Origin of the sequence: Candidatus Kryptobacter tengchongensis (assembly GCF_001458555.1) — a bacterium.
Classification (GTDB): Bacteria; Bacteroidota; Ignavibacteria; order Kryptoniales; family Kryptoniaceae; genus Kryptonium; species Kryptonium tengchongense.
This window is the reverse complement of record NZ_CZVH01000048.1, coordinates 1-14,322: the sequence shown is the minus strand read 5'-3', so window position 1 is coordinate 14,322 and position 14,322 is coordinate 1. Positions and strand designations below refer to the sequence as shown.

Sequence of the window (14,322 nt, the reverse complement as noted above, 5' to 3'; positions counted from 1 at the left end):
GTTTGGATGGTTCTGGGGATGTAACTGTATCTGCGATAGATAGTGCTTCTCAACCGCCAGGGGGACCACTTGGTAATAACAAGGTTTTGAGGAGATGGTTTAGAATACAGCAGTCGGGTATTTCAAGTTTTCAGGCTGATGTTACATTTTCTTATTCTGATGAAGATCTTGCACGGCAGGGTATAACGGATGAGAATTCACTTCGTGTTTTCAGGTGGGATGGGACACAATGGGTGGAGTTAAGCGTTACGGGAAGGGATATAAGCAATAACAGGATAACTGTTTCAGGTGTTACATCGTTTTCAGATTTCGTGATTTCAGGGACTGGTGATGCCCCATTGCCAGTTGTGTTAAAGACGTTAGTTGCGAGGGTATGGGGCAGGAGTGTAAGGCTTGTGATTGAGACATCAACTGAGCTGGGTGGCTTTTTGGGCTTTAATGTTTATCGTGGAGAAGAATTTGGTGAGATGAAACTTGTTGGTTCCTATTTGAATGATATGAATTTAAGGGCAAAAGGTAACCTAGCTTTTGGAGCTGTTTATGAGTGGGAGGATAAAAATGTTGATTTCGGGAAGAGATATTATTACAGGGTTAGTGGTGTGAATTTATCTGGAGAGAGAGTTTTTGAGAAGGTTATTGAGGTGAATGTTAAAGAGTTGCCGAAATCGTTTAAGCTATATCAGAACTATCCAAATCCGTTTAACCCTGTTACTACAATTGAGTTTGATATAGCGAAGGAAGCGGATGTTAGTCTTGAGATATTTAATTTGAAGGGGGAAAGGGTTTTTGAATTAGTGAGGGGTAAGCTTGAGGTAGGAAGTTATAGCGTCGTTGTTGATTTCAAGGATATGCCAAGCGGGACTTATTATTACAGATTAAGGGCTGGTGATTTTGTTGATGTGAAGAAGATGGTGCTTGTGAAATGAAGCTAATTCTGGCAATTTTTTGATTTATTTGAATTTTAACAAGTAAAGAAAGTGTTAAGATTTTAATTTAGTTTTGAACCCCTACCCCGTTTCCTTCTCTAATATGTGGGAAGGAACGGGGTAGAAAGTAAAAAAATTTAATTAACAAAATAATTATGGAGGTAGCCATGAGGAATGTTATTTTATTTCTGGTGTTTGGTTTTATAGCCAGCTATATTTCTTTTGGGCAGACAAGCCCGGATTATATCTTTGGTAGTAATAATGCGGGGAGTGGTTGGAGCTGGACAACTGGCACCCAGGGGCAGACAAGTCTTGGGGGCTCTTACAAGTGGCAATTTCAAGCAACAGCCGATGCAAATGAATATTTTAAATTTGGTGAAACAAGTAGCCCGGATCCTGGTCAGGGTTTCTGGTATGTTGGTTCAGGTGGTGATGTTCAGTATCCAGGTGGTGGTAGTTATGGAGATAAATGGACAGCTTACTATCATGCAAATATGGGGGATGCTGGTGCTTTTTATTTCGCAGCTCAGAATGGGCGTTATTATGTGATTAAGTCAAAGATAAGAAGTGATGGTAATGCTGATTTTGCAATTTTTGACAATGGGACTCAAGAACCTGTTACAATTACTGCAATTTCACCTTCTTTCTCGGGTGGGAATTTATTTGTTGATGTGACCCTAAGCGGTTCAAAGAGTTCACAGGAGAAAGTTTGGGTTAGATATACAACTGATAATTGGGCAACAAGTAATACAGTTGAGGCCAGTACGAATACAGGGGGCAATACTTGGCGGGCACAAGTTTATTCTTATTCGGGAAGTGGAACTGTTATCGTGGAATACTATGCATTTACAACTATAAATCTAATGAATGCGCCACAAGAAAGTGATGCAGATTTCTTTACAATCAATTTCATTAACAACAATGGTCAAAATTATAAAGCTACTTTAATAAGCGGTAATTATTATATCGGTTCTGCTGGAACTGGTCCGGGTAATTCTAATCCAGATTTTTCATCTTTGAGATCTGCTGTAGATTTTATTAACTCATCAACTATTGCAGGTAATTGTACTTTTTACTTCACGAGTGATTTAACTGAATCTGAAAATTCATTCTTGGGTGTAAATACCAATGGATATACTTTAACATTTAGACCTTATTATGATCAACCTACTACGATAAAATTTACAAAATCAACTGACAATGCTTCTTCTTCAGGTGGCTGGATTATAGGGCTAAGTAGCGATAATTGGAATGCATATGTGCCAAGTCATAATATCGTGATTGAAGGAACTGCACCGGGAGGTTCAGAAAAACGACTTACAATTCAAGCGAGAGTAAGCGATGGGGCACATGATAATACAAATCCGATCGTTATGCTTGGGGATTGTGATAATTCGGTTATCAGAAATTGTAAGATTATATATCAAACTCAAAATCCAACATTGCATAAAGCAAATGCAATTTTAGTTCAACTATACACGGGAGTATCTCCGCATGGTGTTCCTGATAATGTTACAATTGAAAACTGTGATATAACTGCAACTGGTTGGTCTGCGCGAGGAATATATTTATATTATACAGGTTCAGGGAGCCCAGAAAATATGGCTGAAAATTTTGTCGTGAGAAATTGTAAAATTACGGCTGAACAAGCTGGTATTGAGTTAAGATATGCTGGGAATAGTGAATGTTACGGAAATGAAATATATATAGACCAAACGGAAACTGAATCAATTAGTTATGGTATATATGCTGGAGGTAGAGATCCAGGAAAAAGGATTAAGATATACAGCAACAAGATTTTACAATTAAGAACCGCAAATAGCGCCACCACAAATCCTTTATGGTATGGAATAGTTGGAATTTTTATCACAGGGGTTGGTAATTTTGAAATTTACAACAATTTTATAACAGGATTTGAACTTACAGCTTCGTCCCCAAGGGGACAAATCATTGGTATAAGTGTTGGTTATGCAGCAACGGTGGGTATTACCGCAAATGTTTATAATAATACCGTTGTTGTTAATAATGTAACTAATCCTGGTGGAACCCCTCATACTGATTATATAATAAGTGCTTTTCATCTAAACTACAGCGGAACATCTGGCACAAGAATAGCAGATGTTAGAAATAATGTTTTCATTACGAATGAGATTGGCGCTGAAAGTCAGTGTTTTTATTGGGAATTTACTAATAGAGCAACTTTAACAACTGACTATAATTTGTTCTATTTTTCTGATGCGGATAATGGATATGTTGGAAGAACCAGTGAAACAGAGGGGGCAAATGGAACAAACAGAAAGACTTTAAGTGACTGGAAGAGTGCTTTACAGGGGATGAGCAATGTAACAGGTAAAGATGCGAATTCAGTATCAAAGGCTGTGACATTTAAATTTTCAACGGATTTACATCTTTGGGGTTTATCTTTTTATGATAAGGATTTGCTTGGGGTTCCGATTTCGGGGATAACGAAGGATATAGATGGGGAGGATAGACATTCAACGGCGCCATATAAAGGGGCGGATGAAGTAGTTCCAAGACCTGTGGTGAGTGCGTCAAAAGTGTTTGACGGTGGTGGAGTTTCAATATCTCCGGGTGCTCAAAATGTCCCAATGCTTGGTGTTAATTTTGCTGTTAGCACTGGTTGGGCTAATATGGCTGGTTTAAGTGTGCAAAAGTTTGTGAATGTTTCAGGTAGAACTCTTGCTGGTGATGGTGAGGTAACTCTAAAGGCGTATGTTGATAATAATGAGAATAACCAGGTTGATGCTAATGATACATATCTTGGATCTGCGAGTTTTTCATCTGATGTAGCGACGCTTAATTTCTCCACAGAGCGGATGGTAAATGCGGGGGTGCCATTGAGGATATTACTTGCGCTTGATGTATCATCTTCAGCGGATCCATCTCACTGGGTTGCTTTGAAGATTAATGCGCCTGAAGATGTCGTCGTAAATTCAGTTGCAGAAAAATCAAGTGATAATTATCCGATCAAGAATGATAACGATGTATCTTTGCCTGTTCAGGTTGTCAATGTTTCAGCTGAGGTTGTGGGTAATATTGTTAAGTTGAGGATAAAGACGCAGGTTGAGAGGGAGGATTTCCTTGGGTTCAACATTTATCGTGGCAGGGGTGATGAGAATTATATTCTTGTTGGTTCGTATCAGAGCGAGGCATCTTTAAGAGCCAAAGGTAACGGTGCATTTGGCGGTGATTATGAATTTGTTGATAAGAAATTGACTGAATCGGGTAGGTATTATTATAAGATTGAAGCTGTTGCCAGAGACGAAAGAAAAGATATCGGGGTGGTGCAGGTTTTAGTTGAGTCGCCGAAAAGATATGTATTGTATCAGAACTATCCAAATCCATTTAATCCGTATACGACGATAAAGTTTGAGTTACCCGTAGCATCAAGTGTAAAGTTGGAACTTTACAACTCTGATGGTCAAAAGATAAAGGATTTGTTTGTTGGTGAATTGCCAGCTGGGTATCATAAGGTCAAGGTTGATGGAAGGGATTTGTCAAGTGGAATATATTTCTATATTTTAAGGGCTGGTGGTTTCGTTGATGTAAGGAAGATGGTTCTTGTGAAGTAAAGGAAGGGACGGGCTTAAGCCCGTCCTTTTTAGTTTTATTGATGCGGATTGATTAAATTTAAAAAAGAAAACTTAAAAATACTCCAAACGCAATCTTCGTGAAATTTTTAATTTCTGCTCTCATTTTAGTTTTTGTCTTCAATATCTCTTTTCCCCAAGATAGGGATTCTTCAAGGGTTAATCCGTATCGCCTTGGTTTTGTTCTTGGGATGGGCGTGGGTGTTTTAACTGTTGCACATCTTCAGCAGTATAATTCATGGTGGAAAGGGGAGTTAACATCGTTTCATTTTAGAGATGATTTCAATCATGTTTTAAACGCGGATAAATTTGGTCATGCTTATTTTTCTTTTTTGCTGTCTGATTTGTTGAGTAGGTCACTTCGTTGGGCTGGCGTTGGTGAAAATTCTGCTTTGATATGGGGTGGAATTGGGTCTTTACTCTTTCAAACCTATGTTGAAGTTGAAGATGGCTTCAGACCAACGCTGGGTTTCAGCGTAAGTGATTGGGTATCAAATGTTGTGGGCGCTTTTCTTCCTTATGCAAGAAGTAAATTTGAATTTTTAAAAGTTGTTAATTTCAAAATGAGCATGTTCCCGTCCGAGAAATTCAAATCAGGAGCACACAGATTCATCGTTGATGATTATGAGAGTTTATATTTTTGGTTAAGCTTTGATATTTCAAGAATTTTAAATTTGGAATTTTCCAAGTTTTGGGTTATTGATTTTTTTGATATTGCTGTCGGTTATAGTGTTAAACAAATTGATTGGCGCGGGAATGGGAAAAGGGAAATTTTTTTATCAATTGATTATGATTTAACAAAGATCCCATTGAAGGTTTGGTTGTTGAGGCAGATTTTCCATTTGTTGAATTATTATCATCTGCCATCGCCGAGTTTAAGGATTTCTCCTAACTTCAGGTTTTATGTTATCAAGTTTTAAGTTTTTGGGAGATGGATGAAAAACGCAGTGCCTGATTCCTCAATTGGTTCAGCCCAGATTTTTCCACCATGTGCTTCAACTATTATTCTGCTTATTGTAAGCCCGAGGTCGTTATATTTTGGTAATTTTTGAAACAGGGCTTGTTTATATTTGTCAAATATATAAGTTGCCTCCTCAAGGGTGATCTTCTGGTTTTTATCAACTATTTTTATTAAACAGTTTGAATCGTCCTCTGTTAATGAGATTTCAACATCTTTACCGCCAGCGTTTGAGATTGCTTCAAGGATTAATTCCAGGACTCGGGCTATTTTCTTTTTATCTGCGTATACTTCAAGTTTTAAATTATCGGGAATTGAAATGGAGATATTGTAATTCGGTTCGGTTTTAAATCTGTTAACGATTTTGGTTATAATTTCATCAAGTTTAACTTGTTCTTTTGAAATTTTATCAATGTTAAGTTCAAGTCGTGAGAGTTCAAGGTATTCATTTAAAAGTTTTATATGCCTGTTGATAGCGGTTTCGGCGATTTCAAGAATAAGTTTTTGATCTTCAGAAAGTTCGTTGATTTTGTTTTTAAGTGCGAGTTCAAAACTTCCTTTAATGACGGAAATGGTGTTCTTCAGATCCTGGATTAAAAGGTATGTAAATTCGGAGCGAAGTTTTTTGAGTTCATCGTTTGTTTTTTTGATCTTCAAAGCAGTTGAGACCCTTATCAAAAGTTCTTCAATGTTTACTGGTTTTGCTATAAATTCTGTTGCCCCAAGATCAAAAGCTTTTTTGATATTTTGTGGGTCTGAGTTTGCCGAGATGACTATAACAGGGATTTCATTTATTTCAGGTGTTGCTTTTAAAGTTTCTAATACATCAAAACCATCCATAACAGGCATTTGAATGTCAAGGATTATGGCATCTGGTTTTTCATTTTTTGCGATCTCAACGCACTCATACCCATTTTCACAGGTTATCACATCGTAACCACCATCTTTAAGGATTGTGGCAAATATAAATCGGCTTGCAGGTTCATCTTCTGCGATCAAAATTTTATCCGGCACTTTAAAAGCGAACCTTTGTTTTGTTTTTGTTAAATTTTAAAACAAAATTTGAAAATTATCAAGATTTGACACGTATAACTTTGACAATTTTCACAAAACTTTTTATCTTATTCAAAAGTCTTGAGCGAAAAGTGAAAGAAATTCTTTTCCTCATAATGTTTTTACAATTTACATTTTTCAACTGGACGGGCAGGAAAGCGCCGGAAATTGAAGGCGGAATAGGTTGGATAAATTCAAAACCATTGAAGCTTGGTGAGCTTAAAGGCAAAGTTGTTTTAATAGATTTCTTTGAATATACCTGTGTTAATTGTTTGCGAACATTGCCTTACTTGAAAGAATGGCATAGAAGATATTCTCATAAAGGTCTTGTCATAATTGGGGTGCACACGCCGGAGTTTGATTTTTCGGCTGAATTTAAAAATGTTGAAAACGCTGTTAAAGAGCTCGGCATTGAATATCCCGTTGTGGTTGATAGCAAATATGAAATATGGCGCGCGTTTAAAAATCAGTTTTGGCCGAGAAAATTTCTGGTTGATAAGGATGGGGTGATACGATATGACCATGTCGGTGAAGGAGCTTATGGGAGAACGGAGGCAAAAATTCAGGAATTGTTGAGACAAGTAAATCCAGAGATGAAATTTCCAGAAATAATTGAGTATTTTAGAGATGAGGATAAACCAGGGGCTGTTTGCTATCCAAGAACGCCAGAGATGTATTCAGGTTATATGCGTGGATATTTTACCCAACGAATAAAGCCAGATGAAGAAGAATATTATAAAGACCAAGAAAATTACAAAGAGGCTCAATTAACACTTAACGGTTGGTTCAAAGTTGAAGCGGAGAAGCTGGTTCATACAAGGAATAGCAGAAAACTCACGGATTATGTTGCTTTTAAATTTAGGGGGACGGAAGTAAATGCTGTTTTAAACCCCGATGGAAACCCATGCGATATCATTTTAACGCTTGACGATAAGCCAGTGCCAAAAAATATGAAAGGTAGAGATGTTTTTTATGACAACGAGGGTAAAAGCGTCGTGCGGGTTGATAAAGGCAGAATGTATAATCTCATCTCTGGTGAAAAGTATGGAGTTTATACCTTGAAACTTTACATGAGTTCTGATAAAATTTCCCTTTACTCGTTTACCTTTGGCTCATGCGTTATTAAGGAGTGAAAAATAAAAGATAAAAGGTCTATATGTTAACAAGCGTGAAACTTCGGGATGAGATAAAAAAATATGAGAAGTTTATTGAGAAAAACCCTGATTCACCACTAATTGTTCGTCTTGCCTTGATTTATCTTGAATCCGGGGACATTGAAAGAGCGATAAGTTTATGCAATAGAGCCATTCAAAAATATCCAGATTATTCAACTGCGCATCTCTTAATGGCGAGATGTTATATGGAAATAAAGGCATATTCTAAAGCCCTTGCTGAGTTAAATCGTGTTGTTGAAATTTTGCCGGATTCAAAATTTGTTGTTGATTTGATCTCAAAAATTTCCCTGAAACAAAGGAGAGAGGAAACATTCAAAAAATTAGAAAAGTCAGAAGCGATAGAAAAAAGAGAAGATGGAGAAGTAGGGCTTCCTGAATTTGAGATTCCAGAAATTGCATCACTTGGGAAGGAATCTTTTGCTGTTGATGAGAAGTTAAGAAGCGATATCGTTGAGGAGATTTTTGAAATGCCTGAAGTTGGAACAGATGAGCAAGGAATGCGGGAAGCAAAAACGGTGGAAACCCAAGCATCTTATCTTGATGAGTTAATAAAGCGAATTGAGGAGGGAAAGGGCAAGCAGAATGTTAAAAGCGAAACGGTTAAGGAACCAAGCATTAATTTTAGCGAGGAAGATTTGACATATGAGGATATGTCAATTGTTACGCCCGCACTTGCTGAAATACTCACAAAGCAGGGGGCATATGAAGAAGCGATAAAAGTTTATAGAAAGTTAATTGAACAACGTCCCTCTGAAAAAGAGAAGTATGAACGGGAAATAAAAAAGATTGAAGAAAGGCTCGGTAAGTAAAATATGCTAAAGCCTGTAAAGTATCTTGGTCAGCACTTCTTGAGCGATAAAAACATAGCAAGGAAAATAGCTGAGGCAATTAATCCTCAACCTGATGATATAATAGTTGAAATTGGAGCTGGTGAGGGATTTTTGACAGAACAATTCGTTGGAAAAGTTAAAAAGGTTTTCGCCGTTGAAATTGATAAAAGGGCGGTTGATTTTTTAAAAGTAAGATTTGGTGATGAGGAGTTAATTCGTAATGATAAAATTGAAATACTTCATCAAGATTTTCTGAAGCTTGATTTGAAAATGTTTGAAAGGTTTGGGAAGATACGTCTGATTGGGAATATTCCTTATAGTATCACAAGCTCAATCATATTTAAAGCGATAGAGAACAGGAACTTGATAAAGGATTTGACAATAATGGTTCAGCTTGAGGTTGCTTTAAGGATTATTTCAAGACCTGGTGTGAAAGACTATGGCATACTTTCGGTGATGTGTCAGGCGTATTCAAAGCCGGAGATTTTATTCAGGGTATCGCGAAATGTTTTCTATCCCAAGCCGAAAGTTTCGTCCGCAGTAATATGGCTTGATTTTGAAAAGGGTGAATTGTCTGAGAGAATCCTTGACCATGCGTTCTTTAAAAAGATAGTTAAACATGTTTTCAACAAGAGAAGGAAAATTTTGAGAAATACTTTGCGTGAGCTTTTTGATGATGAAATTCTTTCAAAGATTAATTTTGACTTGACTAAAAGACCCGAGCAACTAACTGTTGAAGAGTTAATTGAGATTTCAAACGCACTTTATGAAATTTACAGTGATAAAAATAAAAGTGATGTTGGATGAATTACCTTATCAACTTGCGTAATCTTCACTTCGGGGACATTGTGAATATAGTTTTTTATTTCTTTTTGATTTTTCTCGCGTTAATTTTTTCTCATCAGATAAAATTGTGGTGGTTGATAGTTGTCCTTAACCTTTTAATTATATTTTTCATAATTTATGTTGCTGTTAAATGGGGAAGCTTTGGAAATCCCGAAATTTTCTCAGCAAAGCGTTTCATTAGAGAATGGTATCTTGTTCCATTTATTCTTTTGACATTCAAAGAAATTTATTTTTTCATTCACTTTCTAAATTTGCCGGATTACGACTGGATTTTGATAAAAATTGATTATATAATTTTTGGAGCACATCCAACCTATGTTTTGAGTAAAATCTCAAACCCGATTTTAACAGAAGTTTTACAAATTGCTTATTCAACTTTTTACTTTCTTCCGATAATCCTTGCTTATGATTTTTATCGCAGGGGGGAGATTGAGAAATATCGTTATATTATGGCAACCGTTGTATATGGATTTTACCTTTCATACATTGGTTATCTTCTCGTTCCGGCAATTGGTCCAAGGTTTACGCTTCATGATTTCGCCAAGCTTGATGAGGAACTTCCTGGGCTTTTTCTTACTGAGCCACTTCGTTGGATAATTAACACAGGTGAGTCAATTCCCCCGGGAGTTCCAAACCCTGTTGATTATGCGCAAAGAGACGCTTTTCCAAGTGGGCATACACAGCTTACTCTTGTTGTCATGTATTTGTCTGTTGTCCTAAATTCAAGAACGAAGTATTTTTTAATTCCAACGGGGATTATGTTGATTTTTTCAACTGTTTATCTTCGCTATCATTATGTTATTGATTTGATAGCTGGTTTTTTGCTTGCTGTTTTTACAGTTGTAACTGCTTCATATCTTTTCAATCAATGTGAAACAAAAATAGGGTTGAGGAATGCAGAAAAAGGGAGAGGTTAAGCCATATGTTCCAGCTGAGGTGAAGTTAACGGAGATGACCTTCAGGGCAATTTTAAGTGGTGTTATAATGGCTGTGGTGCTTGGGGCTGCGAACTCATACATTGGTTTAAAAGCGGGAATGACAATTTCAGCAACTTTCCCAGCTGCGGTTGTCGCAATGGCTGTGATGAGGATTTTACGAGGTTCAATACTTGAAGAAAATATTGCAAGGACAACCGCATCTGTCGGTGAAGCACTTGCAGCAGGAGCAATTTTCACTATACCTGCTTTTGTGATATCTGGTGTGTGGAGCGATTTTAACTATTTGGAAAGCACCCTTATAATGCTCGTGGGCGGAGTGCTTGGTGTTTTATTTATCATTATTTTGAGAAAACCACTTGTTAATGACCCAGAACTTCCTTATCCTGAAAGTGTTGCATGTGCAGAGATGGTTAAAGCAGGTCAAAGAGGTGAAACAGGAGCAAAATATGTTTTCAGCATGATGGGTGTATCAGCTTTAATTGAACTTTTCAAAAATAATCGTGGGATAAAATTATTTGAGGAAACAATAAGTGGATTTGTTGAATTTGGAAAGTATAAAATTAAACTTTTCAACGCTTCAGATTCGTTTATAAATTCTAAAACATACACAGGCGGAATTTTTCTTTCAACGCCGGTTGCTTCACCTGCTTTAATTGGAGTTGGATATATAATTGGACCAAGGTTATCAGCTGTTGCCTTTTCAGGTGGCGTATTAGGGTGGTGGCTGTTTATTCCGCTTGCTATATTTTTTAACACCGGGATTAGTGATTTATTTAAAAGCGGGATGGATTGGGAAAACTTAACACATTCCGTTTGGTATTACCAAGTAAGACCAATTGCAGTTGGGGCTATGATAGTTGGAGCATTTCACACACTTTGGGGGATGAGAAATCAACTTTTTCAGGGTATAGCGAAAGGGATAAAAGATACAACTCATCTCAGGATGGGCAAAGGCACATATTCAAGACTTGAGGATGATTTGCCGATTTTAGTTGTGATTGGAGCTGTGGTTTTGTTTATTGTTCCAATTACCTTGATTTATTACTATTTCACAAAGAATTTGTTAAGTGCTGTTGTCGCCAGTATTGTTATGACATTGACTGGGTTTTTATTTTCTGCGGTTGCTGGTTATCTGGTTGGAGTTATGGGAGGGTCAAATAATCCAATCTCGGGGCTTACGCTTTCATCTCTTGTGATAGCGGCGGTTTTGATGGTTGCTCTTGGTGTAAAAGGAACTGCGGGGGTTGAGGTTGTGCTTGGCGTTGCAGCTGTTGTATGCACTGCGCTTGGAATTGCAGGGGATATGCTTCAGGATCTAAAAGTTGGTCAAATTCTCGGCGGGACCCCGAGAAAAATGCAAATTGCCGAAATAATTGGAGTTTTATTCACATCCCTTGTGCTTGTTTTCCCTATGTCAATTCTTCACAGAGGGACAGAAGGCGGAATCGGTGGCAAATATCTTCCAGCACCGCAGGCAGGGTTGATGAGCGTAATGTCAAAAGGAATTGTAAGCGGTGAAATCGCATGGCCTTTGATAATTTTTGGAGGTGTTCTCGCTTTTGCCTTAATTCTTCTTAAAACACCATCCCCAACTTTAATTGCTGTTGGGATGTATCTTCCTTTTGAGACAACATCAGCTATATTTGTGGGTGGTTTGATAAAATATGTTGCAGATTTAATTGTAAAGAAAAAGGCATATTCCGAATCTGAAATGGTTCAAATTGAAAATCGTGGGATATTGCTTGCGTCGGGACTTGTAGCTGGGGAATCAATAACCGGGGTTTTGCTTGCGGGTTTGTATCTTTTGAATATCAATTTACCACATATATCTGAAAATCCATTTATCGGACTTTTGGTTTTTCCGATCGTCGCATTAATTCTAATTGTTTTTCCGATGAGAAAGAGCTTATAGTGGTCTGAATTTTGAAAAACAATCTTTTTTTGCTAATTTTGAGTGCAAAATTTAAAATAAATAAAATGAGAACCTATGATTAAAGTTGGCGTCCCAAAAGAAACCTATCCAGGTGAAACAAGAGTAGCACTTGTCCCAGCTAATGTCCAGCAGTTTAAAAAAGCGGGGGCTGAGGTTATAATTCAATCAGGAGCAGGTGAAAAAGCAGGCTATTTAGACGGAGAATATCTTGAAAAAGGGGCACAAATAGTTAAGAGTCGGGAGGAGGTTTTTGCAAACGCCGATGTTATACTTCAAGTTAGAACCCTGGGAGCAAATCCAGAGGAAAGCAGAAAAGATATTCAATTAGTAAGAGAGGGACAGATTTTAGTTGGATTTATGGAGCCGTTTTTTGTAAAAGATTTGATTGAAGAGGTTGCAAAGAGAGGAGTTATCTCTTTTGCGCTTGAACTTTTACCGAGAACATCAAGAGCTCAAAGTATGGATGTTTTGTCTTCAATGGCAACGATATCAGGATACAAAGCAGTTTTGCTTGCAGCAAGTTACTTGCCGAAGATGTTCCCTATGCTTACCACGGCAGCTGGGACGATTTTGCCTGCAAATGTTTTTGTTATAGGTGCTGGCGTTGCTGGACTCCAGGCTATTGCAACAGCAAGAAGGCTGGGAGCTGTTGTCAAGGCTTATGATATAAGACCTGCAACAAAGCAAGAAGTTGAAAGCTTGGGTGCAAAGTTTGTCGAACTTGGGCTTGAGTCTCAAGAAGCAGAAGACAAGAGAGGTTACGCAAAGGATATGGGTGAGGAGTTTTACAAAAAACAAAGAGAAATGTTAACCAAGATAATCGCAGAAAGTGATGTCGTTATCTCAACGGCAGCAGTTCCCGGGAAAAGAGCACCCGTTTTAATAACCGAGGAAATGGTGAAAGGAATGAAACCAGGTTCAGTTATTGTTGATCTTGCTGCTGAAAGAGGTGGAAATTGTGAATTAACAAAGCCAGGTGAGATAATTGAAAAATATGGTGTTACAATAATTGGTCCAGTAAATGTTCCCGCTACCGTTCCATATCACGCAAGCCAAATGTATTCAAAGAATATTACAAATTTCTGCATGCTTTTCATCAAGAACGGTGAAATAAACATTAATCTTAACGATGACATTTTATCAAGCACATTGCTTACAAAAGATGGAAAACTTACAAATTCAATTTTTGATTAGTTTTTAAAAACAAAAAGAAAAAGCGAACATGGATCCATTTATCGCAGTATTAACAATTTTTGTCTTGGCGATGATCGTTGGATTTGAAGTTATAACTAAAGTTCCACCAATTCTTCACACGCCATTGATGTCTGGTTCAAATGCAATTTCGGGAATTACGATTATAGGTTCAATTATAGCTGCTGGAGCAAAATATACAACGCTTGCATCTATCCTTGGTGTAATCGCTGTTACATTTGCGACTATAAATGTTGTTGGTGGTTTTCTTATCACACATAGAATGCTTGAAATGTTTAAAAAACCAAAATCAGATCAAAAAGAAAAGAAATAATTAAAACAAAAGCGAACCTGCTATGCCACAAGCACTTGTAAACATTGCTTATTTAATTTCAGCTTTGCTATTTATCTTCGCCTTCAAGGGTTTATCACATCCCAGAACTGCGATTAGAGGCAATCTTCTTGGAGCACTTGGAATGTTGATAGCAATTGTTGTAACCTTGATGGATAAATCAATTATAAGTTATGAACTTATCATTCTCGGTTTCGTAATCGGTGGTGTTATTGGAGTGGTTTTTGCGCTTAAAGTTCGTATGACAGCTATGCCTCAGATGGTTGCTTTATTTAATGGTTTTGGTGGCGGTGCCTCAGCGTTGGTTGCTGCACTTGCATTTATAGAAGCAATGGCGCTAAACAAAATTATGGGAGTACAGGAAACTGTAGCAACTGTAGCCTCTGGAATAATTGGGGCGGTGACATTTTGGGGAAGCTTGGTCGCATTCGCAAAACTTGAAGGTCTAATAGAGGAAAGACCGATCAGATATAAAGGTGAGCAAATTGTCAAAATTTTATTTGCGCTTG

At 37.5% G+C, this 14,322-nt stretch carries 12 protein-coding genes; 11 read left to right on the top strand and 1 reads right to left on the bottom strand.

Going from position 1 to position 14,322, the window contains the following annotated elements; genetic code table 11:
- From AT685_RS04540 to AT685_RS04530, 3 genes are all read left to right on the top strand, one after another.
- Positions 1 to 926, top strand: a 926-nt coding sequence (locus AT685_RS04540; protein ID WP_143713121.1) for a T9SS type A sorting domain-containing protein, incomplete at its 5' end; no start/stop codon positions are given.
- A 167-nt stretch (positions 927 to 1,093) separates the two neighbouring features.
- Positions 1,094 to 4,519: a T9SS type A sorting domain-containing protein gene (locus tag AT685_RS04535; protein ID WP_072151726.1), complete on the top strand. Its 3,426-nt coding sequence runs from the start codon at positions 1,094 to 1,096 to the stop codon at positions 4,517 to 4,519.
- Positions 4,520 to 4,617: 98 nt separating this feature from the next.
- Positions 4,618 to 5,457 (top strand): DUF2279 domain-containing protein, encoded by an 840-nt coding sequence (locus tag AT685_RS04530; RefSeq protein WP_072151725.1) that lies wholly within the window; start codon positions 4,618 to 4,620, stop codon positions 5,455 to 5,457.
- Here the strand turns inward: AT685_RS04530 and AT685_RS04525 are convergent.
- The gene (locus AT685_RS04525) at positions 5,454 to 6,509 is read right to left on the bottom strand and encodes a hybrid sensor histidine kinase/response regulator (protein ID WP_072151724.1); all 1,056 of its coding nucleotides are present in this window, start codon (positions 6,507 to 6,509) and stop codon (positions 5,454 to 5,456) included. The two genes, AT685_RS04530 and AT685_RS04525, sit on opposite strands and share 4 nt — an antisense overlap.
- A gap of 131 nt (positions 6,510 to 6,640) precedes the next feature.
- On the opposite strand from AT685_RS04525, the gene AT685_RS04520 reads away from it, so the two are divergent.
- From AT685_RS04520 to AT685_RS04485, 8 genes are all read left to right on the top strand, one after another.
- On the top strand, positions 6,641 to 7,681 hold the full coding sequence (locus AT685_RS04520) for a redoxin family protein (protein WP_143713120.1): 1,041 nt from the start codon (positions 6,641 to 6,643) through the stop codon (positions 7,679 to 7,681).
- Between the two features lie 23 nt (positions 7,682 to 7,704).
- The gene (locus AT685_RS04515; protein ID WP_072149637.1) at positions 7,705 to 8,532 is read left to right on the top strand and encodes a tetratricopeptide repeat protein; all 828 of its coding nucleotides are present in this window, start codon (positions 7,705 to 7,707) and stop codon (positions 8,530 to 8,532) included.
- Positions 8,533 to 8,535: 3 nt separating this feature from the next.
- Positions 8,536 to 9,360: a 16S rRNA (adenine(1518)-N(6)/adenine(1519)-N(6))-dimethyltransferase RsmA gene (rsmA, locus tag AT685_RS04510; RefSeq protein ID WP_072151723.1), complete on the top strand. Its 825-nt coding sequence runs from the start codon at positions 8,536 to 8,538 to the stop codon at positions 9,358 to 9,360.
- Positions 9,357 to 10,316, top strand: coding sequence for a phosphatase PAP2 family protein (locus AT685_RS04505; RefSeq protein ID WP_072151722.1), 960 nt, complete (start codon positions 9,357 to 9,359; stop codon positions 10,314 to 10,316). The genes rsmA and AT685_RS04505 overlap by 4 nt, the downstream gene beginning before the upstream one ends.
- Entirely contained in the window at positions 10,294 to 12,249 is a 1,956-nt protein-coding gene (locus AT685_RS04500) for an OPT family oligopeptide transporter (RefSeq protein ID WP_072151721.1), read from the top strand. The genes AT685_RS04505 and AT685_RS04500 overlap by 23 nt, the downstream gene beginning before the upstream one ends.
- 75 nt (positions 12,250 to 12,324) lie before the next feature.
- Positions 12,325 to 13,464 (top strand): Re/Si-specific NAD(P)(+) transhydrogenase subunit alpha, encoded by a 1,140-nt coding sequence (locus AT685_RS04495; protein ID WP_072151720.1) that lies wholly within the window; start codon positions 12,325 to 12,327, stop codon positions 13,462 to 13,464.
- Positions 13,465 to 13,492: 28 nt separating this feature from the next.
- Positions 13,493 to 13,795: an NAD(P) transhydrogenase subunit alpha part 2 gene (locus AT685_RS04490; protein WP_072149632.1), complete on the top strand. Its 303-nt coding sequence runs from the start codon at positions 13,493 to 13,495 to the stop codon at positions 13,793 to 13,795.
- A gap of 22 nt (positions 13,796 to 13,817) precedes the next feature.
- On the top strand, positions 13,818 to 14,322 hold a 505-nt coding region (locus AT685_RS04485), incomplete at its 3' end, for an NAD(P)(+) transhydrogenase (Re/Si-specific) subunit beta (RefSeq protein WP_143713119.1).

Excerpts from the sequence above, each read along its gene's own strand:
- AT685_RS04515 (WP_072149637.1), top strand. The coding sequence starts at position 7,705 with ATGTTAACAAGCGTGAAACTTCGGGATGAGATAAAAAAATATGAGAAG.
- AT685_RS04500 (WP_072151721.1), top strand. The coding sequence starts at position 10,294 with ATGCAGAAAAAGGGAGAGGTTAAGCCATATGTTCCAGCTGAGGTGAAG.
- AT685_RS04535 (WP_072151726.1), top strand. The coding sequence starts at position 1,094 with ATGAGGAATGTTATTTTATTTCTGGTGTTTGGTTTTATAGCCAGCTAT.
- rsmA (WP_072151723.1), top strand. The coding sequence starts at position 8,536 with ATGCTAAAGCCTGTAAAGTATCTTGGTCAGCACTTCTTGAGCGATAAA.
- AT685_RS04495 (WP_072151720.1), top strand. The coding sequence starts at position 12,325 with ATGATTAAAGTTGGCGTCCCAAAAGAAACCTATCCAGGTGAAACAAGA.
- AT685_RS04505 (WP_072151722.1), top strand. The coding sequence starts at position 9,357 with ATGAATTACCTTATCAACTTGCGTAATCTTCACTTCGGGGACATTGTG.
- AT685_RS04490 (WP_072149632.1), top strand. The coding sequence starts at position 13,493 with ATGGATCCATTTATCGCAGTATTAACAATTTTTGTCTTGGCGATGATC.